Source organism: Nonomuraea sp. NPDC049419, assembly GCF_040676995.1.
In the GTDB taxonomy this organism is placed as follows: Bacteria; Actinomycetota; Actinomycetes; order Streptosporangiales; family Streptosporangiaceae; genus Nonomuraea; species Nonomuraea salmonea.
On sequence record NZ_JBFAQB010000013.1, the window covers coordinates 92,877 to 116,212 of the forward strand.

Below are 23,336 nucleotides of genomic sequence, written 5' to 3' on the forward strand. Positions count from 1 at the left end.
CCCGCAAGTCTTTGCCACTGATACGCTCCACCAAGCGAGCGCTTGGTTTCCTACTTCTCCGGAGGCGCGATGACGTCCCTACGGATCAGCCTGGGGTACGAGCTGGAGGTGCGCGGGCGCTCCAGGGACGTGGAGCGGCAGGCGTTCGAGAACGTGGTGGACCAGGTCGTGCTGGGTGACCGGCTCGGCTTCGAGGCCGCCTGGTTCGTCGAGCACCACTTCACCCGGGGTTTCTCCCACTCCTCGGCCCCCGACCTGGTCCTGGCCGCCATCTCGCAGCGCACCGAGCGCATCAGGCTCGGGCTCGGGGTGGTGCTGCTGCCGTTCCAGTCCCCCATCCGCACGGCCGAGCGCGTCGCCACGCTGGACGTGCTGAGCGGCGGCCGGGTGGAGTTCGGCACGGGGCGGGGCGCCTCGCCGCTGGAGTACCAGGCGTTCCGCCGGCCGTTCGAGCGGTCGCGGCAGATCTGGGAGGACTCGCTGGAGGCCACGCTGGCCATCTGGCAGGCCGACGGCGAGCCGGTCAGCCGCTCGAACGAGTTCTTCGAGATCCCCGACGTGGCCGTCTACCCGCGCCCGGTGCAGCGGCCGCATCCGCCGGTCTGGGTCGCCTCCACCTCGCTGGAGGGTTACCTGGCCGCCGCGCGGCACGGCTACAACCTGCTCGGCATGACGATGCTCAAGGGCATCGACGACGTCGCCGCCGACATCGCGGCCTACCGCGCCTGCCTGGCCGAGCACGGCTTCGACCCCGCCTCGCGGCGCGTCGCGCTGATGATCCCCTGGTACGTCGCCCCCACCCGCGACGAGGCCATCACCACCGCCGCCGACCCCGTGCTGTGGTACATCCGCCGCCAGGTCAACCTCGTCACCCCGCCCGGCTACTACGACGCCCGCCACGCCACCCACCGCGTGCTCGGGCAGCTCGCGGCCGGGCTGCCGCCCGAGGAGTCGATGGCCACGCTGCGCGAGCACCTCATGGTGGTGGTGGACGACGTGGAGGGCTCGCGCAAGGCCCTGGCCAGGATCGCCGAGGCCGGCGCGACGGACCTGATCATCCAGGCGCAGGTGGGCGGCCTCGCGCACGAGCACGTGTGCGCGTCGATGACGCTGTTCATGAAGGACGTGGTGCGTTGATGGGGCGCCGGCCGACCCGTGACGATCTCAGGCTGAAGGACGTGATGCGCTGATGGGCCGTTGGCCGACCCGGGACGACCTCGGGGCCGCCGCCGGCTCCGTCTCCGGGCTGCTGCTCGTCTCCCCCGACGGCACGGCCGCCGTCCAACTCGGCCCCGACGACCACGCTCGTACGGCACGGGCGCTGCGCGTGGCGGGCGTCGGCGAGCGTGACCGGGTGGTGGTGGCGCTGGCCGAGCCGGCGGGCTCGCTGTGGGCCGCGGCGGCGGCCGAGGTGGCCGAGGCGGGCGCCGCCGTCGGGCCGCGCGGCCGGATGCGGCTGCATCACGCGCTGACCGCGCTCAGGGCGACCACGCTGGTCGCCACCCCGACGGGCGCGATGGATTTCCTGGCCCGCCTGCACCTGGAGTTCCTGCTGGACCCGCTGGATCTCGAGCTCAGGACCATCGTGCTGACCGGGGAGATCGCCTCCAAGCAGACGATGGGGCATCTCGCGCACGAGTTCGGGGCACGGGTGACGGAGGTGCTGGCGAGTCCGTTCGGCGGGGCCGCGCTGGCCTGGCGGGCGGCCGAGCAGGACCCGCTGACGCCGCTCGCGGACGACCTGCTGGCCCTGGCCTCGCCCGCCGAGGACGTGCTGATCGACTCAGGGCCTGCCGAACTCGTCCTCACCACGCCCGACGCCGTGCTCAGGACGGGTCTCGTCGCCCTCGCCCCAGGCGCCTTTCCCGCGCACACCGTCGGGGAGCACGTGCTGGTCAGGGGCCTGTGGCTGGCATTGCCCCGGCTGGAGAAGGCGCTGTCGCGCATCGACGGCGTGACGGGCTGGGAGCTGGCCGTCAGCAGGCAGGGGACGCTGGACACGGCCGCGCTGACGGTGACGTTCGGGCGCGAGAGCCTGATCGGCAACCCCATGTGGAAGGCGCGCATCGAGGAGTCCGTACGCGCGCTCACCCCGATCTCCGTGGCCGTCGAGATCGCGCCGAAGGTCTCCGAGACCCCCTCGCCGGGCACCGTGAACGACCTGCGCGGCCACCACCTCGGAAGGGACCGGTCACTCATCACCTGAGAGCAAGGGGCAGCCATGGGATCCTGGGAAACGCTTCCCCGCATGCTGCGCGACCAGGCGGAACGGCATCCCGACGACGTCGTGATCGCCGAACCCGGCGGCCCGCGCCTCACTTTGGCGCAGCTGCGGGCGGCGGCGTTGGAGGTCGCCAGGGGGCTGCTCGCGCTCGGCGTCGCGCCCGGCGATCGGGTGGCTCTTTGGGGGGTGAACTCCGCCTCGTGGGTGGTCCACGCGTTCGGGATCTGGGACGCGGGCGCGGTGATCGTGCCGCTCTCGCCCCGCTACAAGGGCATCGAGGCGGGCGGGCTCATCGCCAAGACCGGCGCCAAGGTGCTGGTGGCGGGCGCAGGGGCGGCCTTGGAGCTGCTGCCGCCGCTGCCGGGGACGCGCCTGGTCGCCATGGGAGGGCTCGCCGCGCGGGTGCCGTCGCGGGAGGCCGAGGAGCGGGCGCTGGCCGTACGGGACTCCGATCTGTGCGAGATCATGGCCACCTCCGGCACCACCGGCACCCCGAAGGGGGTCATGCTCGACCACGCGCAGATTCTGCGCGGCTATCTCGACTGGTCGGAGATCGTCACGCTCGGCCCGCACGACCGCTATCCGGTGATCGCCCCCTTCAGCCATGGTTTCGGGCTGAACGCCGGGCTCATCGCCTGTGTGCTGCGCCGCGCCACCATGCTGCCGATCGCGTCGTTCGCGCCGGACGCGCTGATGTCGCTCATCGCGGGTGAGCGGGTGAGCGTGCTGGCCGGGCCGCCCACGCTCTTCTCCCGGGTGCTGGACGAACTGGAGCGCGGCTCCTGGGACGTCTCGTCGCTGCGGGTGGCGATCTGCGGGGCGGCGGCCGTACCGGCCAGCCTGATCACCCGCCTGGTCGGCGAGGTCGGTCTCGAACGGATGATCAACGCGTACGGGCTGATGGAGGGCACGGTCGTCTCCATGACGAGGGCCGGCGACCCCATCGACGTCGTCGCGAACACCACCGGCAGGCCCGTCCCCGGCATCGAGGTCAAGGTCGTGGACGGCGACGGCAAGGAGGTCGCGCCCGGCGAGCGCGGCGAGATCCTGCAGCGCGGCTACGGCGTGATGCGCGGCTACTGGGGCGAGCCCGAGCGCACGGCCGAGGTGGTGGACGCCGGCGGCTGGCTGCACACCGGGGACGTCGGCGTGCTGGACGAGGCGGGCAACCTCGCCATCGTGGACCGCAAGAAGGAGCTCTACATCGTCAACGGGTTCAACGTCTCGCCCGCCGAGGTGGAGTCGCTGCTGCTGCGGGAGGGCTCGCTGGCGCAGGCGGCGGTGGTCGGGGTGCCCGACCCCGTCTCGGGTGAGGCGGGGGTGGCGTACGTGGTGGGCCGGCCCGGCGTGCGTCCCGACCCCGCCGCGCTCATCGCCTGGGCCAGGAACAACATGGCCGGCTACAAGGTGCCGAAGCGGGTCATCGTGGTCGACGCCCTGCCCGTGAACGTCAACGGCAAAGTGGACAAGCTCGCGTTACGGCATGATCGGCCGGTCGGCGAGTAGCCTGGGGATGCGGGTTCAGCCGTGGCGGCAAACGGGGATACATCGGTCACATCCCGGGCGCACGCACAACCGGCATAGGGAGGCAGCGTGACGTTGCACGTGGCGGTCATCGGGTCGGGCCCCGCCGGGATCTACACGGCCGAGGCGCTGGTCAAGCAGGCGGCCGAACCTGTCCAGGTCGATGTGCTCGAGCGGCTGCCGACGCCGTACGGGCTGGTCCGCTACGGTGTGGCGCCCGACCACACGTCCATCAAGTCGATCGCCAACTACCTGCGCAGGGTGCTGGAGCTGCCGCAGGTGCGCTTCTTCGGCGGCGTCACGCTCGGCTCCCACCTGTCGGTCGGCGACCTGCTCGGCGTCTACGACGCCGTCGTCTACTGCACCGGCGCGATGGTCGACAGGAAGCTCGGCATCCCGGGCGAGGACCTGCCGGGCAGCGTGGCCGCCACCGACTTCGTCAACTGGTACTGCGGGCATCCCGACGTCGATCCCGCGCGTTTCACGCTCGACACCTCCGAGGTCGCGGTCATCGGGGTCGGCAACGTGGCGGTCGACGTCGTCCGCGTGCTGGCCAAGACCGCCGAGGAGCTGCGCGCCACCGACGTGCCCCACGAGGTGCTCGAACGGCTCGGCGAGAGCCAGGTCAAGGCCATCCACATGATCGGGCGGCGCGGGCCCGAGCACGCCAAGTTCACCCTCAAGGAGCTGCGGGAGCTGGGCGAGCTGGCCAACGCCGACGTGTGCGTGCGGCCCGATGAGGCCGTCGTGCTCGGCGCCGACTTCCCGCGTCAGGTGCAGGGCAACATCAAGGTGCTGCAGGAGTGGGCGGCGCGTGAGCCCGTCGGGCGGCCGCGCCGGCTCGACGTGCGGTTCTGGCTGCGGCCCGTCGAGATCCTCGGCACCTCGCGGGTCGAGGGGCTACGGCTTGAGCGCACCCGCCTGTCCTCGGAGGGACGGGTGGTCGGCACCGGGGAGTACGAGACGCTGCCCGTCGGGATGGTGCTGCGGTCGGTCGGGTATCAGAGCGTGCCGTTGCCTGGGGTGCCGTTCTCCGAGTCCACGATGACGGTGCCCAATGTGGCGGGGCGGGTGCGGGAGCGGGAGTACGTCGCCGGGTGGCTCAAACGTGGGCCTACCGGGGTGATCGGCACCAACAAGTCGGATGCCGCTGAGACCGTCCGTACGTTGCTTTCCGACCTCTCCGGGTTGCCTCGGACCGGGTCCGGGTCCATCGAGGCGCTGCTGGCCGGTCGGGGCGTCCAGCCCGTCACGTACGAGGAGTGGCTGGGCATCGAGGCGGCCGAGACCGAGCTGGCCCGCTCTCTGGGCCGGGGCGAGAGGGTGAAGCTCGTGGGCTTGGAGGCCATGCTCCGTGCATGCCGTCCCTGAGGGGTTCGCGGAGACTTATCGGGTGCAGCAGGCCCGTTATCCCTCCGCTGTCGAGCCTGCCTGGCAGCCCGTCCATACCGTCTACGTGCCGGCTGACCGGTTCTCCGCCGGAACGGTCGCCGACTGGGGTGATCTCGCGTCTTCGCTGGTGAAGGCGCACCTTTCCGGCCCTGCCGAGGTGGCTTCCGTCTTCGACTTGCCTAGTGCTCTGGCGTCCGCCGTACATGACAAGGTGCTGCGCAAGCTCGCCACCGAGCCCGTCGAGGATCTGCGGATCGACTTCGAGGACGGATACGGGGTGCGCGGTGATGCGGTCGAGGATGCCCATGCCGCTCAGGCCGCCGAGGCTGTCGCCGCCCTGCATGCCTCCGGGGCCTTGCCCCGGCGGTGGGGGGTGCGGGTGAAGTCCTTCGCCGATGGGGATCCTGCTCGGTCGGTGGGGACGTTGCGGCTCTTCTTGGCCGGGGTGGTGGGGTCGGTCGGGGAGGTGCCCCCGGGATTTGTCGTGACATTTCCCAAGGTGTTGATGGAAGCGTACCTGGGGCAATTTGTCGGGTTTCTTGCCGCTTTGGAGGGTGAGTTCGGGGCGCGGCTGCGCTTCGAGATGCAGGTGGAGGCGCCGCAGACGCTGCCGTTCCTGCGCGGGGACCTCAACGAGTCGCTCGGCGGGCGGCTGGCCGCCGCGCATTTCGGGGTCTTCGACTACACCGCCGCGATCGGGCTGCCGCCGCACGAGCAGCGGCTCGACCATCCGGCCTGCGATCACGCCCGGCACGTGATGCAGACGGCGTTCGCGGGCACGGGGGTCGAGCTGTCCGACGGCTCACTGGCCGCCTCCCCCGCCTCGGACCGGACGGCCGACATCCACGCGCTGTGGCGGCGGCACGCCGACCTCGTCCGCCACTCGTTGCGGCACGGCTACTACCAGGGCTGGGACATGCACCCGTCCCACCTGGTGAGCCGCTTCGCCACCGTCTACGCCTTCCACCTGGCCCGCTACGACGCGTACCGGGAGCGGGTGCTGGCCTGGCAGGAGCGACGGGATGCCGGGGGCGGCGTGATGGACGAACCGGCCACCATCCGCACCCTGGCCGCCGCCCTGCGCCGCGCCGACCAGGCCCTCCCCTGATCGGGGCTTGTCAGTCGCGCTCGACCAGGGACCGCCATTGGCGTACGAGCCGCCACTCCACCGGATCGGACCAGCTCCCCCGTACGGCGGACCCGACATGAAAGGCCCTGACGCCATAGTCCAGCAGCGCCGGCACATGAGCCGGCCGCAACCCACCACCCGCCAGCACGATCGACGCGTCACCGGCGTCGGCCCGCGCCTTGAGCACGGGCAGCCCGTCCCCCACCCCGGTCGGCGCCCCGGACGTCAGCACGGTGGCGAGATTCGGCAGCAGCCGCACGGCCCGCCACGCCGCAGGCACATCCGCCGCATGGTCGACGGCCCGGTGAAAAGTCCACGGCAACGGCGAAACAGCATGAATCAGCGCCTCGGTAGCCGCCAGATCCACCGCCCCACCACCATCAAGGAACCCGAACACGAACCCGGCCGCACCCGCCTGAGCGAGCGCCTTGGCATCCCGCCTGAGCCGGTCGAGCACGTCGGGATCGGCCGCGAAGTGGGCATCGCAGCGCAACATCACCATCTGTGGGAGGGGGCATTCTGCGGCGATCGCGGCGACCGTCTCCGGGGAGGGAGTCAGCCCATCGGCCGCCATGTCGGCCACGACCTCCAGGCGGTCGGCGCCGCCCTGTTCCGCGGCCACGGCGTCGCGCACGTTGAGCGCGATCACCTCAAGCAGGGATCCGGTCATGGAGGAGAGGTTATAGGGCTATCTGTCCCTTTGTGCCACTATGGCCACCCCCGTTGTGGCCGATCACTAATGATCATCGGACGCCCCCCTCGCCCCGAAGCCCTCTCCGCCGCAAGCTCGACCGCCACTTCCAAGGCATCACTCGCCACTTGCCGCCGCTCACCGGTGGACGTCGAAACCTCCTGCTCGAGGATCGCTCTGACTTCAGGGCTGTACTCGCCCATGCTGCCGAAAAGCAACATGCAGTAGAAGAAGGTGTTCCCGGCCAATCCCGCAATCGACCGGCCGATGAGATCCACCTCGCCGAGAATTCTTCTCCGACAATATTCCTCGATGTTATACTCCCCATCGGGAGCACATACCCTGCGGCCGTACGAAGCGCCGCGGAAGATCTCATGAAGAATGAGCCACGCGTACTCAGGTAGCGATCCTTGTGTTTTCAACGTCGCTAAGAGCCTGTCCACGACCGGCGCAGCCGCCGCGTACAGATCCCCTTGGTTCACGACGCCCCCATAGATGCTGCCGAACGCTCTGTCGCGCTGCGGCTCATCACCTTCAAGCAGGTCATCGAGAAGCGGCAACAGTTCCGCCGCCTTCCCCGTAGCGGTCGGCACGGACCTCCAATCCCATCCGCCCGTCACAGGCAGTCCGAAGAACCGATGAACGGCAATACGCTGCTCCTCAACAGAAGCCACCTGCGACGCTTCAGCCGGCTCGAATATGTCAACGATCCCACCCGAGCAAGTCCGCCACTCCCCGTCCGCAACACGCATCCTCAGCCCCACCTCTCCCCCGTCTTCGAGGATCTCCAGGAGGACCGGGACGACCGAGGATGTCCGCTCTGCTGCCGTCAGTTGAACTTGTTCCACGGCTTCACTCAGCAGCATGGGCCCGGCGTGTCCACGGAACTGTGCGAACCTTCGACAACTCGTGCTTGAGGACCTGCTCCTCCACAGTGGCCGCCAAACCTTCTACATCCAGCATCCTGCGGGCCAGCCACTCCAACCAATTCTCCGTTCCATCCCACCCCCAAGGGGCTTCCGCCTTCGACCAGCCGGCAGCAACCCTTGTTGCTGCTTGGAGGCTTTCGCTGGCGAGCTCATCATCACCAGCAACCGCCGGAACAAGCACGCAGTCCTCCAGCTCCGGAATCGCATTCGGGATACGTGCACGCTGCACGTCCATCGCATAGCTCCGGTAGCGCTGGATAACCTGCTCCAGGGTAGGCACTGCCTCCAGAGGAAGGGGACTCTGAGCCTTCAAACGGCACGCGGCGTCCACGAACTTCTCGCCATGCCGATCAAGGGGGATCCTCTCCGGCACTCCCGACGGCTTCACCAGCCTCTGAGTGAGCGTGAGACAGATATCCGGAAAATCGCGAGTCGCGGCATGCACGTGGGCATGCGGATAGTAAGCATCCCCAGAGGTAGAACGATCCAGCATAATTCCTAGGACGACAGGACCTACCCGCCGCATGAGCCGCAGCGGCTTCCACACGGTGAACTCAGGATAGAGCGCCGACCAGTCTGAGGTGATCCCGCAGAGCAGCCGCATTGAGCTTCATGTCACTCAAGCACCACACGAGTGCCGGCAGCAGACAGGCAGCCCATGATGATGTCGATCCATCGCATCGGACCTTCCTCTAAGTCGCCGGAGTGCGACAGGTGCTCTTCCGCTACGGCGTAATCCTGCCAGTGCAGCAGTATGGAAGGCCTGCAGCGCAGGCAGTCGTGGAGCGCCATGAAGTTCGACCCAAAATATCCTCCAGGGCCGTGCACGGCCTCACCTATCGCGCAGAAGAAACTGGCCAGGTCAACCACACCTCGGCCGTCAAGCACGATCTCTTCGCGATGAGGACGTGTAGCGATCATGCTGTGCTGAGCGACCTCCACCCACCCCTCCCGCTGCCCAACGGGAATGTCCCACCACTGGTTGAGCTGCACCGGCGGGCCGACTCGCCATGCCTCCCACACAGGCTTCGCCCAGGCATGTGGCGGCAGACTCACAGTCGCCTGCATCTCCCCGACATCCCCATCAGGAGAAGCGAGAGTGATCTCCACACCCATCAGATCATATTCACCGATACTCCTGCCGGATCGGTCCCAGATCTCGAGTTGGACATCACCCGCAATACGCCATGGCTCATCCCATCTTCCCCGCCACCCATGCGAGACCTGGGCCCCGCGCAAAGGAACAGAAAGTCGGTGACCCGGCGTCTCGTCTGGGCACTCATAGTCCTCATAGAACGAGCGGTCACCGATGAAAAAGCCGTCCATGTCGGCCATGGCAAGGATGCACCCGGATGTCCTGAACTCACGAAGCGCGTACTTGACGTCAGTCACCGCCGACATCCTCCACAGTCCGTTCCACGCGCTCCGCCTTGACTCCAGTGACGAGCCGCTCTATCCCGCTGGTGACGTCTCCCAGGTAGAAAACCCACGAGATAACCAGGTAAAGATACCCCTGCTCATCGATGGCCAGAAAGAACTCTCCACCCGTACCCACTGCTCCAACGGGAAAGAACCTCCGCCGGAAGTCACGGGAGAGCTCCGCAAATCTGTCTTCCTCACCCACCGCCAATTCAGGGTCGAACTCGAACGGTTCCCGAGCGGTCGTTATGCCTGGGCCTCGCACGTTCACAGAGATGCCCCCGAACTCACGGAGAAATCTTTCAACCTCATCATGCCAATCGAACAGCGCCAACGACGCTTTCCACGCCTCGATATCAACCTGTCTACCCGGAAACCAGCCGGCACGACGTAACACTCGCTCCGCCTCGGACGAGAACCGCCTCACCACATGCCACCTTCCGACAGCCGGTCATCTCCTGGCCACGCCGATGAGAACCTCCGCCTCGCCGCTTCTGTCAGCAAGACGCGCCGCCGTCCTGATCTCCTCATCGGACATCGAGCGAGCCAGCATTATCGCCTCATGGACGCCATCACCGTCACCGAAGTCAAGCAACTTCAGGAACCAACGGACTGCCTGCGCCTTGTCCACCGGCTCACCCACCCCGTCCCGACACCACTCCGCCAGCCTGAAGATGACCCCGGACACCCCACCCCCTGCCGGCACGTCATACCGGGCGCGCGCCTCCACGAGATCCCGCCGCGCCGCGAACTGATCACCCAGAACGGCGTTGGCGACCGGCAACCCTCCGTCGGCAGCGCGCCGCAACAATTCCGCCCCTTGGAGTCGTCCTGCTCAACACCGACTCCCTTGAGGTACATCATCGCCAGGTTGAACAGAGCGAACAGATCACCCGACAGGGCCGCAGACTCGAACAGCTCGCGAGCCGCATCGAGATCCCGCTCCACACCTATTCCGTTGGCCGGCATCGAGCCCAATCCACGCTGCCCTGCCGTATGGCCGGCATTGGCCGAGGCAACAAAGAGGTACTGTAGCCGTCAGAGAACGAAAGGGTGCACTAACCGTCAACTTAGCTGTCAGACGGTCACTGCAGGCGCGCTGAAATCCAAGCACAGGGCCTTACTCACGAAGTTATGGCATATTGATAGTGCCACAACTTCTACGGCATCCTATTAGCCAACGCAGTCCGAATAAGGTTGCGCTGGTAAAGAATTACTGATTTACATCGACTATTATTGCGCTCGGCTTCGACATTGAGATCGGCGATATCTTCTCTATCCATCGACCCTTCATAGCAATAGGAAAGAATATTGTAAAGCCCCTCTGCTTGTATGCCATCAGGAGCTTCGCAACACTCCATCACCGCCGAAAGAAGATGAGCAGTACCGGGCTCTTCGGTGCCCTCGTACACATCGTCGAAGTCCCTGCTAAGATCCGGCTGCTCCGGAACCGCCCCTCTTCCTTCAGTTACCGCCTGACGACAGATTGTTAGAGCCCTACTTAGGAAATCAGTAGTGGCGCCATCTTGGATCGGCGGTGACATCGTTTCCAGAGTCCATTCGATGGCCTCCACTGCCACCGCCATCCGTTCAGCTGAGCTAAGAACGGCCAACTTATCTCGGTCCTCGGCCATCTCGTAGTCCCAGAGCAACATCAGCACCCTCCAACCAGGTCAATACCAGGGTACTCGTCAATTCGTCCGGAACAGTCTTGCCGACTTGGCCCACACGGCGGACGAGAGGTTGCCATCCTACCTCGATCCGACAGGCGCCCCTGATCAACGGCATTCAGCATTACCTGTTCCGCATCGGTTTGATTGGGCCCTATGTATTTCGATCCACTGACACGACCATATCCGAGACTATTCGCCAATGCTCGCATAGCGGGGTTCGTCTTATTCCGATTTACGGTATAAACGTATTCTCCGCCGAATTCTCCGGTCGCGACCGTCGTGCCATTATAGGCACGATCTCCGTACCTTGTACGCATCGTTTCATGCAAAGACCTTGCATCCGACAGGAGGTCTTCGTCAGACTTTCCTGGGCCACTGTTGTGAACGAGGACGGCCTGGCTGCCGGCCACCACATGGTACGTGTGGAGGTCCTCGACGGTGAGGTTGTGGACGCGTTGGGTGGCGGTGCGGTGGGCGACTGCGGTGATCTGGACGTACGTGCCGGCTGAGGTTTGCAGCCACATGCCGGGCTGCAGGGCGCCGGCGGTCAGCCATGCCTTGCGCTTCGGGACCCAGAACGGGTGGTTGTCCGTCGCCGTGATGACGTCCTTCGCGCCGTCCACCGTGACGGTGATGTCGACCAGCTTCTTGACGCCCTTGCTACTGATCAACGCCAGGACCGGGCGAGACTCTGTGCGGCCGGACACGGGGTCGGTGGCCACTACCTCGTCGCCGGTCTCCACCTTCTCGATCGGCTTGGTCGAGCCGTCGGCCATCAGCACCGGGGTGCCGGGGACGAAGCTGTTGGGCAAAGCGCAGGTCGTACCGGGCGGGTCCACCGGGACGTCCGGGATCGTGGCGTCGATGACGTCTTCGATCACCTTGTCGGCGATGTCCTCGGCGGCGTTCTCCCCAAGCTCCTCGACCACGTCCTTGGCGCAGGAGATCATGCTGCGGCACAGCAGGTCACCGTCGTAGTCGAGGCCGTCGTAATCGACGCCCGCCGTGGCTATGTCGGCGACCTCCGCCTCCTCCAAGACCATCTCGGTGGCCTCGTTGGCGGTCTCGTTCTTCTTCTTCGTCGAGGTCTTCGTCTTCGGCTTCGACGCCGTCTTCTTCGTGGTCTTCTTGGTCGTCTTCGTCGTCTTCTTCTGGGTCTTCGCCTTCGGCTTCTTGACCTTGGGGGTCTTGGTCTGCGGCTTCTTGACCTTGGGCGTCTTGACCTTCGGCGACTTCGCGACCGGCCTGGTGGGCTTCTTCGCCCCCGCCCTGGTCGTCTGCTTCTTGGTCGTCGACTTCTTCTTCGTGGCCTTCTTCGGTTTCCCGCCCTTCTTGGCCGTCTTCTGGCCGGCCTTCTTTCCCGCCTGCTGCGCGGTCTTCTTCCCGGCCTGCTGGGTGCCCTTCTTGGCGGCCTGTTGCGTGACCTTTCTGCCGCCCGTCTGGGCGGTCTTCTTGACCGCCTGCTTGACGCCCTGCTTGACCACCTGCTTGACGGCGGCCTTGGCGAACTGCTTGATCGCCACCTGGGCCGCCACCCGCACCACCGCGAACAGGATCGGGATGCAGAACGGGCAATTACCCGACGGGTCGGTGTAGGCGAGCGGGTTACCGCCCGCGTAGGTGTAGCGGTTGAGGTTGATCGACGGGTACGGGTCGATCGAGAAGTCGTCGCGCGAGGCGAAGCCACCCGTGCCCGGGATGTACCAGCGGGAGGCCATGTTGACCTTGCCGGTGTTCGGGTCGGTGTAAGCCCCCTGGTAGCCCAGCCGCCGCTTGGTGCCGTTGCTCGCGATGACCTCACCGAACGGGTTGTACGCGCTCGAATCCACCAGCGCGTCCCCGGTGAAAGTGGCCACGACATCGTCGTGCTGGTCGCTGAGCACGCCCAGCTGGACGCCGTTCTCCGCCAGGCTCACCAGCCTGCCGTCGGGGTCGCGGCCGAAGCGGGCCTTGACCGTGCCGGCCGGGTCGGTGACGGCGGCGATGTCGTTCTCGATGCCGGTGTAGACGAAACGCTCCTCCTGCCCGCCCTGGGTGCGCGAGGCGAGGCGGCCGAGGCCGTCGTAGGTGTAGGTGGCGTCCCCGTCGGAGACCAGGTTGTCGAAGGCGTCGAACTTGAGCTGCTTGGTGACGCCGTTCGTGGTCTCGGTGGCGAGGGTGCCGCGCGGCGTGTACGTGTACTCCGTCCCGCCGCCCGACAGCAGCCGGTTGCGCTCGTCGTAGACGAAGGGCGTGTCCCCGACCTTGACCCGGTTGCCGGAGTCGTCCCACTCGTAGGTGGTCGTGGTGCCGTCGGGGGCCGTCCAGGAGGTCATCCGGTCGGCCTGGTCGTAGGTGTAGGTGTTGGTGCCCGCACCAGCCGTGCCCGCGGTGACCTTGGAGGTGAGGTTGTCGTTCTTGTCCCAGCCGTAGGTGATCTTCGCCAGCTGGCTGCCGCTCGCGTTGCGCAGGGTGTGGCTGGTGATGCGGTCGAGGTCGTCGTAGCCGAACTCCTGCCTACCTCCGGGACCGGCGGAGGTGAGCGTCCTGAGGCGGTCGGCGGCGTCGTAGTCGTAGGTCAGGGACCGGCCGCTGACCGCGTCGCTGAAGGTCTTCAGCCGGTCGGCGGCGTCGTAGCCGTACGTCGTGGCGCCGTTGACGTCCTGCTTCCTGGTGGCGTTGCCGTAGGCGTCGTAGGTGAAGGCCGCCGTCTGCGTGCCGCCCTTTGCGACCCTGGTGAGCAGCCCCCGGTCGTTGTAGTCGAGGATGTAGTCGCCGACGACGGTGTTGCGGCCGGCCGCGTCGTAGTCGAACGTCCACCGCGGCGTGTCCACCTCCGCGCCCGTGCCGCTCTGCTCGGTGAGGCGGCCGAGCGCGTCGTAGGCGTGGTCGACGCGCACCCCGCCGGGGTACCGCGCCGAGATCATGTTGCCGCCGGCGTCGTAGACGTAGGTCCACGTCCGGTCCGCCTCGTCCGGGTGCGCGGTGGTGGCCGGCTCGATCGTGCGCTCGGCCAGGCCGAGGCTGTTGTACGTCGTCCAGAACGCGTTGCCGCGACCATCGGTGGCCCTGGTCGGCGAGCCGGCGATGTCGTAGCCGTACGTGGTGGTGATCGACTTGTCGGCCGAGACCGGCTCGACCAGCTTCGTCAGCAGGTCCGTGGCGTCGTACGTGCTCCGGATGGTGTGGCCTTCCGGCGTGGTCTCCGAGATCTCGTTGCCCGCCGCGTCGTAGCCGTAGCTCGTCGTCCGCAGGACCTTGCCGGTGCTGTCGGCCTCCTTCAGCGCGGTGAGCCGGCCCGCGAGGTCGTACTCGCTGATCGCGGAGTTGCCCAGCGCGTCGGTGACTCTGGTGGCCCGCCCGGAGGGGTCGTAGGCGTAGGAGGTGGCGTTGCCCGCCGGGTCGGTCTCCTTGGTGATCTCGCCGGCCGCGTTCACCTCCCACGAGGTGGTCCTGTTGAGCGGACCGACCTCCTTGGTACGGGCGCCGACGTCGTTGTAGGTCAGCTGCGTGGTGAACGCCTCGGCCGCCGGCTTGCGCTCCAGGACCGTCGTCTTCCACATCCGGCCAAGAGCGTCGTAGTCGCTCTCGACCCGCGCCCCGGTCGGGTCGACGGCGGCGCGCAGTTCCCCGGCGAGGTCGTACTCGTACACCCACTGCCCGGCGGCCCGGCCTTCGACGGCGGGCTCCGTCACGCGGACCCGGTTGCCGAGCGCGTCGTACTCGGTCACCCAGGACGAGCCGCGCGGGTCGGTGTAGCGCGTCACCTGGCCCGCCGGGTTGTAGGCGAAGGTCTCCTTCGGCGTCAGCGCCGGGCCGCCCGGCTGCTGGTACGGGAACCCGGTGATCGACACCAGACGTCCCAGCCGGTCGTAGGCGGAGGTGGTGACCGCGCCGGCCTCGTCCACCTCGTGCGTACGCCGCCCGGCGCCGTCGTAGCCGAACTTCATGCTCGGCCGCGCCCGCCTCGGCTCGGCGCCGTACTCCTCCACCGCGACCTCGGGCGCCTTGACCTCGACGAGCCGGCCCGCCGCGTCGTGGCGGTAGTGGGTGGTGAAGCCGGCCTCGTCGGCGCCCGAGGCGTTGCCGCGCGGGTCGACCGACTCGACGATCAGGCCGCGCTCGTCGACCTTCCAGCGCGTGGTGACGTCCTCGTCGCCGTTCTCGACGGTACGCCGGACGAGCACGTCGTCGTCGTTGTAGGCGAACTCGACCGACTCGGCGCGGCTGGTTCCCGCGCCGGTCCTGGTCACCTTCGTGACGTTGCCGTTGGCGTCGTAGACGTAGGCGGTCTTGCGAGCCAGGTCCACCGGGTCGAAGGTCTCGGACGTCACCCGCCCGGCCGCGTCGACCGTGTAGCTGATCTCCTCGATCCGGCTCGCGCTCTGCGTGGGGGTGCCGCCGGCGGCCACGTGGACGAGGTTGCCGGCCGCGTCGTAGGTGTTCTCCTCCAGCACGACGTCGCGGGTGCTGGTCGAGCCGTTCAGCTTGGCTCCCTTGGCGACCACCCGGTGCAGCAGGTTGTCGCCGTAGTGCACGTACTCGGTCTTGCGGCCCTCTGGCAGCGTACGCAGGCTCAGGCGCCCGCCCGGGTCGTACGACAGCTCCTCCAGCACCACGTCCTTGGCCGGCTGGGGCGACACCGGGCTGCCGGTGTAGCCCTTGAGCGTCGTGCTGTGCAGCTCACCGCGCTGCGTGTAGGTGTACTCGAAGCGGTTGCCCAGCTCGTCCACCATGTGCGTCTGGTTGCCCATGGCGTCGTGGCCGTAGGAGACCGTGCCGCCCTCGGGGCCCGTCACCGTCGCCACCCGGCCGTAGTCGTCGTAGGTGTAGGTGATGGCGCGCTGCGGGTCGCCGCCGGTGAGGTCGGAGGCGGTCTCGGTGAGCGCGTTGCCGTCCGGGTCGTAGGTGTAGGTCACCTCGGAGGTGTGGGTGACGTCCGTGACCTCGTTCTTGATGCCGGGCCCCCGGGTGGACAGCAGCCGGCCGACGGCGTCGTAGGTGTACGTCGTCCGCACCCCGTCCGGATGCTCCTCCGTCACCTCCGTCTTCGAGGTCATCCGGCCCAGCGCGTCGTGGGTGTACCTGGTCACCAGCCCGGCGGGCAGCCGGACCTCGGCGTGGTCGCCCGCCGCGGTGTAGGCGTGGGTGGTCGTCTTGCCCCGGTAGTCGGTCTCCGTCTTCACCAGACCGGCGGGCGTGGTGCCGCCGCCGACGGCCGGCTCGGTGCCGTCGGTGTAGGTCACGGTGCGGGAGCGGCCGTCCGGGAAGTCCGACGTGGCCGGGGTCGTCTGCGTGACCTGCTCGCCGTACTCGTTGTAGGCGATCGTGGTGAGGTAGCGGTTGTCCGTCTCGCTCGACGAGCGGGCGTCCCGTACGTGGGTCAGCAGGTTGTTGCGCGGGTCGAGCGGCTTGTCCTTGTCCCAGTAGTAGTCGCGGTAGACGTACTGGCAGTCGCCGGCCTTGCGGCAGGTCTTGATCCTGATGGCGTTGCCACGCTTGTCGTGCCACTGCTGCGACACGGTGCCGTTGGGGTCGGTCTGCTTGACCGCGAAGCCGCCTGTGTCGTAGTCGTACGTGGTCTTGCCGCCGGCCTGGTCGACCGTGTACGCCAGCCGCTTGTTGCGCAGCGAGTCGTAGGCGTACTGCAGGGTCGCGCCACGCGGGTCGGTGAGCGTGACCTTGTAGAGGCCCTCGGTCCAATCGATCTCGTAGTCGCCGATGCGCCAGGTGCCGCCGTCGCCATCGGTGTGCGTCTGGAGCGCGTCGCTCGACGGGTGGTAGGTGTTGGTCGCCCAGACCCGGCCGGAGGGCAGGGTGGTCTTGGCGAGCTTGTGGCTGACCTTGGCGCGGGCCGCCCAGTGCGCCTGCACGTCGGCCTCGGTGAGCGGCTTGCCGTACACCGCGAACTCGTCGATCGAGCCCTTGAACGCGAACGCGCCCGACGTGGTCTGCCCGGCGGGGATGTCGCGCCAGGAGGTGGCACGGTCGCCACTGCCCAGGAACGCCTCCGCGAGATAGTAGGTGGAGCGCGTGCCGGTCAGCTCACCGACGGGTTGCCCGTCCAGGTACAGCTTCTGCTTGTTCCCGTCCACCGTGAGCACCACGTGGTGCCACTGGTCGTCGTTGACGCCGCCGGCGGACGTGATCGGGGTGTAGCGGCCGTCCACGTAGCCGAGCTGGCCGCGCAGCTTGCCGTCCGTGCCCACGTAGACGACGGGCTCGGTCGCACCGTACTCGTAGCCGAACTGGCCGGCGGACAGGACGATGCCGTTCTGCGAGGTCTTGATCCAGCCCTCGACGGACATTGAGTTCTGGACCTTGTCCAGCATGTCGAAGGGCAGCATCATCGTGGACTTGGTGAACCCGGCCGCGGTGTCGGCGGTGCCTTCCAGGGCGCCCGGCTGCCCGACGGTGACGTTCTTGTAGATGCCGTCGCCGCCCTCGCTGCCCAGGTTCGCGGCCGGCTCGTACCGGGCGTCGCCCAGCCGCCAGTAGCCCAGCGGCTCGGAGTCGAGCACCAAGCCCTTGTAGCGGGAGCCGTCGCCGTAGCTGTAGGTGGTGCAGTTCGGGGCGGCAGCCGGTGAGCAGACCGACGTGAGGTTGCCGTCGGTGTAGGAGTAGGTCCAGGTCTGTGCCTTGCCGTCGACCGGGTCGGTGGAGACCGTGGCCACCCGGTGACCGTCCCAGGTGAAGTGCAGCGCCCGGCCGCCGGGGCCGCTCACCGTGTCGAAGGTGCCGTCGGCGTTGTAGGTGAGTGTCTGCGCCCGCCCGCGGTTGTCCTCGATCCTGGTCAGCCGGCCGTTCTCGTTGAACACGTACGTCGTCGCGTAGGTGTCCATGAGCCGCCAGCCGCCGCCCTCGACGTCGGCCAGCGTGTCCTTCCTGCCCGGCGGGGGCTGGTAGGTGCCGTCGCCCTTGGGCGCGAAGCGGACCCGGCGGCCGCTGGCGTAGGTGACCAGCAGCCCGGTGATCGTCGTTCCCGAGCGCTCGGCCACGACGTTCATGTCCCACGTGGCCGACCAGCCGGGGCCGAACATGCCGTTCGTCCGCGAGTCCAGGCTGTTGTACGTGCGCACCACGGCCAGGTCGGGCCCCGCGACCTGCACCTGCGCGTCCACCACCGTGGTGGTGTAGTTGCCGGAGGCGAGCGAGAACTCCTTGCCGTCACCGAGTTGCTCACCCAGGTGCGGGCTGTTGAACGGCTGCGGCGACTGCGTGCCGATGAGCTGCTTCTCGGACGTCGCCGTGGCCTGGCTCTCCGGGTCTGTGACGCGGACCCACCACTCGTACTGCTTGCCCCATTCCAGCCAGCCGGCGGGCACTCTCCAGGTCTCCGCACCCAGCATGTCGGAGGAGCTCCAGCACTGCGGGTCGGGCGGCGGAGGGAAGACAACCTCGTCGGTCTCCTCGGGCTTCTCGCAGATGCTGTAGCGGTAGCGCATCTCGATCCAAGGCCCGCCCAACCGCGAGGCACGGACGATGAACAGCGGCGTCGTGGTGCCGACCAGCGAGCCCGCCACCGGGTAGACCGCGTCAATGAAAGGGAACGTGTCGGCCGCGGTCGCGACGTCCCGCTGTTCCGCGCGCTTGATCGCGGGAGGCAGCTCAGAGTCAGGTTCCTTGTCCGTTTTCAGTGCCGTACGCGGCCATCCGCCGGCGTCGCGGGGCAGGGCGCCCGGCACGTACGGGTCCTGCGCGTCGTCCGGCGCGGTCGCCCCGGTGGGCCGGCCCGTCAGCTCGGGCAGGGCCTCGGCGCCGCGTAACGGTGCCTGCCGCGTCACGAAGCCGGTCTGCTGGACGCTCACCTCGGCGGCGACGGGCATCGCCGGTAACTGGAGCAGCCCTGGCAGCCCGGCGATCAGGACGAGAGCCGCCGTCCGGGAAAAGAAGGCATGCGACAAGAATCTGCGCACGGCGCGTCACACTCCGAACCACAACGAGGGACGCCCCTGACCAGGGCGTCGGACGTCGCTCCACCCCACCGGCAGGCGCGTGCCTGACTCGTGCGGCTCTGGAGCTCTGACTAAACCGGGCAAAGCTTAACTAGCTGACCGTCAACCCGACAAGATCGACTTTGCTGTCATTTCTGTACGGAATGTGACGTTCCGCATGGACCCCGGCGGGGGGTGGGACCGGGGCCGGCGGTGGGTCAGGCGCTGATCAGCTCCGCCATCGTGAGGTCACGGAAGGCCGTGGCCGGCACGTCCTCCGACGGGCGCTGGAAGAGCGCGCCCGACGACCGGTGCGGCAGGTCCACCGTGCGGACGTGGCGGAAGCCGCGGCTGCGGTAGTAGTCCTGCAGTCGCGGGTTGCTCTTGGCGCAGTCGAGCCGCAGCCAGGGCAGGCCGGACGCGTACGCCATGGAGCAGGCCCAGTCCAGCAGGGCGTCCCCGAGACCGGAGCCGGACCAGGGACGGGCGACGGCCAGCTTGTGGATGTAGAGCGCGGCCCCCGGGTCGTCGGCGGGTTGCCAGAACTCGGGGTCGGCGTGGTCGTCAAGGGCTATGGTGGCCACAGGCGGGGCCGCCTCGTCGGGATCGAGATACCTGAGCTCGTCGTCGAGGAGGTAGAGCACGCGTTCGGAGATGAGCGGCTCGATCCGCTCGGGGCCGAACCCTCCCCGCGGCCACTGCCGCACTCCCCGCATATAGAGCCACTCGGCGGTGTCGGCGAGCAGCGTGAGTACGCCGGGAAGGTCCGCGGGTTCCGCCCTGCGCAGGGAGAGCGGGTGCAGGAGGGTGGTGGTGTGCATAGTACAAACCCTTCGATGCCGTGGGTGGCCGCAGCGGCACGATGCGTAATGGCGCAATGGTGCGCTGGGGCGAAATGGGGCCATATACCCGATGTATATGGATAAATGGCGATTTAGGGGAGTATGCACGACTCCCCATGGCCAGCGAGGCGGCTAATTCTCGCTGCGCCCGGCCGGCGGGATCACCCCTTCACCCACGAGCTCTCAGCGGCGATCGAGCTCGTATCTGATCAGATGTTTGTCGGCTGGCAAAACCGACACGGCGACACGCACAGGCATGTCAGCCCGGTCGTACCCCACTCTGACGTACACCATGACTGGTGTACCGAGTTCGAGCTGGAGACGCTCTGCCTCCTCCTGGTTAGGCATGCGCGCCCAGATGTCGTCGACGACGCGCACCTGCGCATGGCCCAGCTCCTCCAGCACCCGGTTCGCCCCTCTCGCGATGTCACCGGGCCTGGCGATCTCGGAATCTGCGACTAGGTCACGGGGAAAGTAGGAGTCGTTGGTGTTGTACGGCTGTCCGTCCACGAACCGCAGACGGCGTCTCACCACCGCCAGCTCCCCATCGGCCAGCTCGAGCCTGCTGGCGATCTCCTCGACCGGAGACACCGTCAGGACCTCGATGTACTGGCTGGGCGCCCGGCCTTCCTGCGCGACGGCGTAGGCGAAGGCCTCGCGAAGTTCCCCGCTGGGTTGTGGCTCCAGCTCCCGCTGCGGATAGATCAGTAACGGGCGCCGGTCTCTGACCACCGTGCCGCGCCGCGGCGTGCGCGTGACGAGACCCTCGTTGACGAGTTCGCCGAGGGCCAGTCGCACGGTGTTCCTGCTCACCCCATGGTCTTCCATGAGCTGCGCCTCGGTCGGCAGCTGTGCCCCGGGGCCGAGGACACCCGAGTAGATGGCTCGACGCAACTCCGAAGCCACCTGCTGATACAGCACCGACCTTGCCACTTTCACCCCTTTTGTTCCAACAATTTAGACGATCTGGTTCTAGCAGGCCACAACCCCTTGACCGAACCCCCTTGACCGGCCCATCATCCATTCGTTGGTACAAATCCATCTAAAGGCCGGTGAGGGGGTGAAGGCCAGTGTTGCCGGTCCGCGCGGGTACGCCATACCTGCCCTGGCAGGACCCTCGCGAAGCAACGCGTTCACTGCGTTACGCGTCGCTCCGCCTGCGGTCAACCCACACCTACCAGAGCATGGGCGGCGGCACGCCCGCGCACACGGTGTCGGCTGAGCTGACCGCGAGATGCGCCGACGGATCCTTAGTCCGCAACGAGGAGGTTGGCGCCCCCGTCGCGCATTCCATCGATGACCCGGTCGGAGCAGTTCGACGCATCGCACGTATCCGGCAGCAGGAGCCTTCGCGCTCCCCCATCGACTCCGTGTGCGAATCAACGGTTTAGGACTCCATCCCTCGCCGGAGTCCTGGGTCGTCGCACACGGGGCAGGAAGCGCGTCCTGGCGGGTCCCCCACGCCCGCCAGGGCGCGCTTTCCTCCGAGGGGACCGGCAGAACCGACGCCTCCATCTCCCGATGGGGGCTTTTCCATGTGCCGGGGGGCGCGCGGGCGGGCATGCGAGCACCGCGTGACCTCCTCGCGGTCACGCGAGCCTTCGCGTACGCAACGCTCACGTCTGCCCCAAGTCCGCGCCGTCCGCGTTGACGACGCCTACTGCCTCATCATCAACCCTCAGGGCCGAACGTGGGGACACCTTTCGTGATGGTGGGACTGGTGGGATTTACGGGTACCAATCCAATTTCCGGCTCAAGGTCAGAAACCGGGAGGATTTACGGCGCCGTCCCCGCAGCGGCACCGGCCCCGGGCCCGCTCCCGTCGCCGGCCGGCGCCCAGTTCAGTAGCGTCACCCCCGCCGCGACCTCGACATATTCTCCCGTCACCGGCTCCCAGGGCACGGGCGGCCGCGACGCCCGCCAGTTCCCGTACACCAGGCAGCCCGGCACCGCCGCCAGCCGGACCATCACCACTAGGTATGGGTCGCGTCTTCCCGGCACGAAGGGTTGACGGCTGACGATCCAGCTCTCCACCGTCCCCTCGGGCGCCACCTCCCGCCAGTGCCACTCCTCCGTACGGCAGGCCGCGCAGAACGCGCGCGGCGGGAACCGGAGCGCGCCGCAGGAGCAGCACTCCTGCACCGCGAACCGCCGCTCCGCCAGCCGCTCCCACCAGGGCGCCGAGTCGCGGTCGGGCTGGGGCAGGTAACCGGTCATCGGTCGCTCCTCCAGAGGTGGCCGGTCAGCGAAGGCTCCTCGCGAGAGCCGGTCATCGGTCGCTCCTCAGGATCAGGGCTGAGGTGGCGGGCAGGACGTAGCCGGGCTGCGCCGTCGAGAGCGCCACCTCGGCCCCGGCCACCTGCCGCTCCCCCGCCTCGCCGCGCAACTGGGAGACCGCCTCGGCGATGTGGTTGATGCCGTGCACGTATCCCTCCGACAGGAAGCCGCCGTGCGTGTTGACCGGCAGCGGGCCGCCGAGCGCGGTGGCGCCGGAGGCCACGTACGGGCCGCCCTCGCCCTTGGGGCAGAAGCCGTAGTCCTCCAGCTGCACGATCACCGAGTACGTGAAGCAGTCGTACAGCTCGGCCACGTCGATGTCGGCGGGCCCGAGGCCGGCTTGGGCGTACAGGCGGGGCGCCAGCTCGGCGGCGGCCGTCACCGTGGGGTCGGCGGCGCCGCCCGACAGGTGCGAGGTGCCGCCGCCCCAGGCCGCCGCCGAGATGAGGACGGGCGGACGGCGCAGCGCGCGGGCGCGCTCGGCCGTGGTGACGACGACGGCGCACGCCCCGTCGGTCTCCAGGCAGCAGTCCAGCAGCCGGAACGGCTCGGCGATCCACCGTCCGGCGAGGTAGTCGTCCAGGGTGATGGGGGTGCGCATGAGGGCGCGCGGGTTGGCGGCGGCGTGGGCGCGCTGGGTGACGGCCAGGTGGCCGAAGTGCTCGGCCGTGGTGCCGTAGCGGATCATGTGGGCGCGGGCGTACATGGCGTACTGCTGGGGTGGGGCGACGTAGCCGTACGGGGCCTGGTACTGCACCTCGGGGCTGACCGGCAGGGCGCGTCCTGTGCCGCCCATGCGGAACTCGGAGCGGGCGTTGATGGCGCGGTAGCAGACGACGGTCTCGGCCATCCCCGTGGCCACGGCGAGCGCGGCCTGGCCGACGACGGCGTGCGAGACGCTGCCGCCGCCGAACTGGTCGAGGTGCCAGGTGACGCCGGTCAAGCCGAGCGCGGGCGCGACGAGCGCGGGCGGGGCGGAGTCGCCGACGCGGTGGGTGGCCAGGCCGTCCACGGCGTCGGGCGGCAGCCCGGCGTCCTCCAGGGCGGCGAGCACGGCGCGGCAGGCCAGGGTGAGCGTGCTGACCCCCGAGTCCTTGGAGAAGGGGGTCCAGCCGACGCCCGCGACGGCGGTGCGGTCGCGGAATTCAAGCAAGCGCTTGGGCACAATAGCACCGTAGGCAGCCGCTCTCGCCGCTGTCAACGCAGGTCGGAGGGTACGACTTGACAGCCGTTTCGGCTTCCCCCTAGCGTCCAAGCAAGCGCTTGGTAAGATTGAGCGCACAGGCGGACGAGGAGGCCCACCATGAGCACACACGCTGCCCG

Annotated in this window: 17 protein-coding genes and 1 pseudogene; 5 read left to right on the forward strand and 13 right to left on the reverse strand. The window is 68.1% G+C overall.

Annotated elements, in window-relative coordinates; all coding sequences use genetic code 11:
- Nucleotides 1-69 precede the first annotated feature (69 nt).
- The 5 genes from AB0K12_RS31625 to AB0K12_RS31645 all read left to right on the forward strand — a co-directional run bounded on the left by AB0K12_RS31625 (nucleotide 70) and on the right by AB0K12_RS31645 (nucleotide 6,248).
- On the forward strand, nucleotides 70-1,137 hold the full coding sequence (locus AB0K12_RS31625) for an LLM class flavin-dependent oxidoreductase (RefSeq protein ID WP_364569278.1): 1,068 nt from the start codon (nucleotides 70-72) through the stop codon (nucleotides 1,135-1,137).
- 52 nt (nucleotides 1,138-1,189) lie between these two features.
- Nucleotides 1,190-2,206: a hypothetical protein gene (locus AB0K12_RS31630; protein WP_364569281.1), complete on the forward strand. Its 1,017-nt coding sequence runs from the start codon at nucleotides 1,190-1,192 to the stop codon at nucleotides 2,204-2,206.
- Between the two features lie 15 nt (nucleotides 2,207-2,221).
- Nucleotides 2,222-3,730, forward strand: coding sequence for an AMP-binding protein (locus AB0K12_RS31635; protein ID WP_364569284.1), 1,509 nt, complete (start codon nucleotides 2,222-2,224; stop codon nucleotides 3,728-3,730).
- A gap of 87 nt (nucleotides 3,731-3,817) precedes the next feature.
- Nucleotides 3,818-5,119 (forward strand): FAD-dependent oxidoreductase, encoded by a 1,302-nt coding sequence (locus AB0K12_RS31640; RefSeq protein ID WP_364569287.1) that lies wholly within the window; start codon nucleotides 3,818-3,820, stop codon nucleotides 5,117-5,119.
- A 22-nt stretch (nucleotides 5,120-5,141) separates the two neighbouring features.
- Complete coding sequence (locus AB0K12_RS31645; protein WP_364569289.1) at nucleotides 5,142-6,248, forward strand: aldolase; 1,107 nt, start codon at nucleotides 5,142-5,144, stop codon at nucleotides 6,246-6,248.
- A gap of 10 nt (nucleotides 6,249-6,258) precedes the next feature.
- On the opposite strand, the gene AB0K12_RS31650 is transcribed toward AB0K12_RS31645, so the two are convergent.
- From AB0K12_RS31650 to AB0K12_RS31710, 13 genes and pseudogenes are all read right to left on the reverse strand, one after another.
- Nucleotides 6,259-6,939, reverse strand: a complete 681-nt coding sequence (locus AB0K12_RS31650) for a copper homeostasis protein CutC (RefSeq protein ID WP_364569292.1) — start codon at nucleotides 6,937-6,939, stop codon at nucleotides 6,259-6,261.
- Nucleotides 6,940-6,977: 38 nt separating this feature from the next.
- The gene (locus tag AB0K12_RS31655; protein WP_364569295.1) at nucleotides 6,978-7,826 is read right to left on the reverse strand and encodes a hypothetical protein; all 849 of its coding nucleotides are present in this window, start codon (nucleotides 7,824-7,826) and stop codon (nucleotides 6,978-6,980) included.
- Nucleotides 7,813-8,493, reverse strand: a complete 681-nt coding sequence (locus tag AB0K12_RS31660) for a hypothetical protein (RefSeq protein ID WP_364569298.1) — start codon at nucleotides 8,491-8,493, stop codon at nucleotides 7,813-7,815. The genes AB0K12_RS31655 and AB0K12_RS31660 overlap by 14 nt, the downstream gene beginning before the upstream one ends.
- Nucleotides 8,494-8,504: 11 nt before the next feature.
- Nucleotides 8,505-9,281, reverse strand: a complete 777-nt coding sequence (locus AB0K12_RS31665; protein ID WP_364569301.1) for a barstar family protein — start codon at nucleotides 9,279-9,281, stop codon at nucleotides 8,505-8,507.
- On the reverse strand, nucleotides 9,274-9,735 hold the full coding sequence (locus tag AB0K12_RS31670; protein ID WP_364569303.1) for an SUKH-3 domain-containing protein: 462 nt from the start codon (nucleotides 9,733-9,735) through the stop codon (nucleotides 9,274-9,276). The genes AB0K12_RS31665 and AB0K12_RS31670 overlap by 8 nt, the downstream gene beginning before the upstream one ends.
- Before the next feature lie 24 nt (nucleotides 9,736-9,759).
- Nucleotides 9,760-10,092 carry a hypothetical protein gene (locus AB0K12_RS31675; protein ID WP_364569647.1) on the reverse strand — a complete coding sequence of 111 codons (333 nt, stop codon included), beginning with the start codon at nucleotides 10,090-10,092 and terminating at the stop codon, nucleotides 9,760-9,762.
- Nucleotides 10,093-10,127: 35 nt separating this feature from the next.
- Nucleotides 10,128-10,286: pseudogene (locus tag AB0K12_RS31680) on the reverse strand (sel1 repeat family protein); the annotation flags it as partial.
- A gap of 182 nt (nucleotides 10,287-10,468) precedes the next feature.
- Nucleotides 10,469-10,963, reverse strand: coding sequence for a hypothetical protein (locus AB0K12_RS31685; RefSeq protein WP_364569306.1), 495 nt, complete (start codon nucleotides 10,961-10,963; stop codon nucleotides 10,469-10,471).
- A complete protein-coding gene (locus AB0K12_RS31690; RefSeq protein ID WP_364569309.1) occupies nucleotides 10,963-18,876 on the reverse strand; it encodes a polymorphic toxin-type HINT domain-containing protein in 7,914 nt (2,637 codons plus the stop codon). The genes AB0K12_RS31685 and AB0K12_RS31690 overlap by 1 nt, the downstream gene beginning before the upstream one ends.
- A gap of 236 nt (nucleotides 18,877-19,112) precedes the next feature.
- The gene (locus tag AB0K12_RS31695) at nucleotides 19,113-19,715 is read right to left on the reverse strand and encodes a GNAT family N-acetyltransferase (RefSeq protein WP_364569312.1); all 603 of its coding nucleotides are present in this window, start codon (nucleotides 19,713-19,715) and stop codon (nucleotides 19,113-19,115) included.
- 204 nt (nucleotides 19,716-19,919) lie between these two features.
- Nucleotides 19,920-20,657: a GntR family transcriptional regulator gene (locus tag AB0K12_RS31700; protein WP_355423420.1), complete on the reverse strand. Its 738-nt coding sequence runs from the start codon at nucleotides 20,655-20,657 to the stop codon at nucleotides 19,920-19,922.
- An 855-nt stretch (nucleotides 20,658-21,512) separates the two neighbouring features.
- Nucleotides 21,513-21,953, reverse strand: coding sequence for a zinc ribbon domain-containing protein (locus tag AB0K12_RS31705; RefSeq protein WP_364569316.1), 441 nt, complete (start codon nucleotides 21,951-21,953; stop codon nucleotides 21,513-21,515).
- A 52-nt stretch (nucleotides 21,954-22,005) separates the two neighbouring features.
- A complete protein-coding gene (locus AB0K12_RS31710; protein WP_364569319.1) occupies nucleotides 22,006-23,178 on the reverse strand; it encodes an acetyl-CoA acetyltransferase in 1,173 nt (390 codons plus the stop codon).
- Nucleotides 23,179-23,336 lie beyond the last annotated feature (158 nt).

Coding starts and splice junctions, on each gene's coding strand:
- AB0K12_RS31625 (WP_364569278.1), top strand. CDS start 70: ATGACGTCCCTACGGATCAGCCTGGGGTACGAGCTGGAGGTGCGCGGG.
- AB0K12_RS31630 (WP_364569281.1), top strand. CDS start 1,190: ATGGGCCGTTGGCCGACCCGGGACGACCTCGGGGCCGCCGCCGGCTCC.
- AB0K12_RS31635 (WP_364569284.1), top strand. CDS start 2,222: ATGGGATCCTGGGAAACGCTTCCCCGCATGCTGCGCGACCAGGCGGAA.
- AB0K12_RS31650 (WP_364569292.1), bottom strand. CDS start 6,939: ATGACCGGATCCCTGCTTGAGGTGATCGCGCTCAACGTGCGCGACGCC.
- AB0K12_RS31655 (WP_364569295.1), bottom strand. CDS start 7,826: ATGCTGCTGAGTGAAGCCGTGGAACAAGTTCAACTGACGGCAGCAGAG.
- AB0K12_RS31660 (WP_364569298.1), bottom strand. CDS start 8,493: ATGCGGCTGCTCTGCGGGATCACCTCAGACTGGTCGGCGCTCTATCCT.
- AB0K12_RS31685 (WP_364569306.1), bottom strand. CDS start 10,963: ATGTTGCTCTGGGACTACGAGATGGCCGAGGACCGAGATAAGTTGGCC.
- AB0K12_RS31695 (WP_364569312.1), bottom strand. CDS start 19,715: ATGCACACCACCACCCTCCTGCACCCGCTCTCCCTGCGCAGGGCGGAA.
- AB0K12_RS31705 (WP_364569316.1), bottom strand. CDS start 21,953: ATGACCGGTTACCTGCCCCAGCCCGACCGCGACTCGGCGCCCTGGTGG.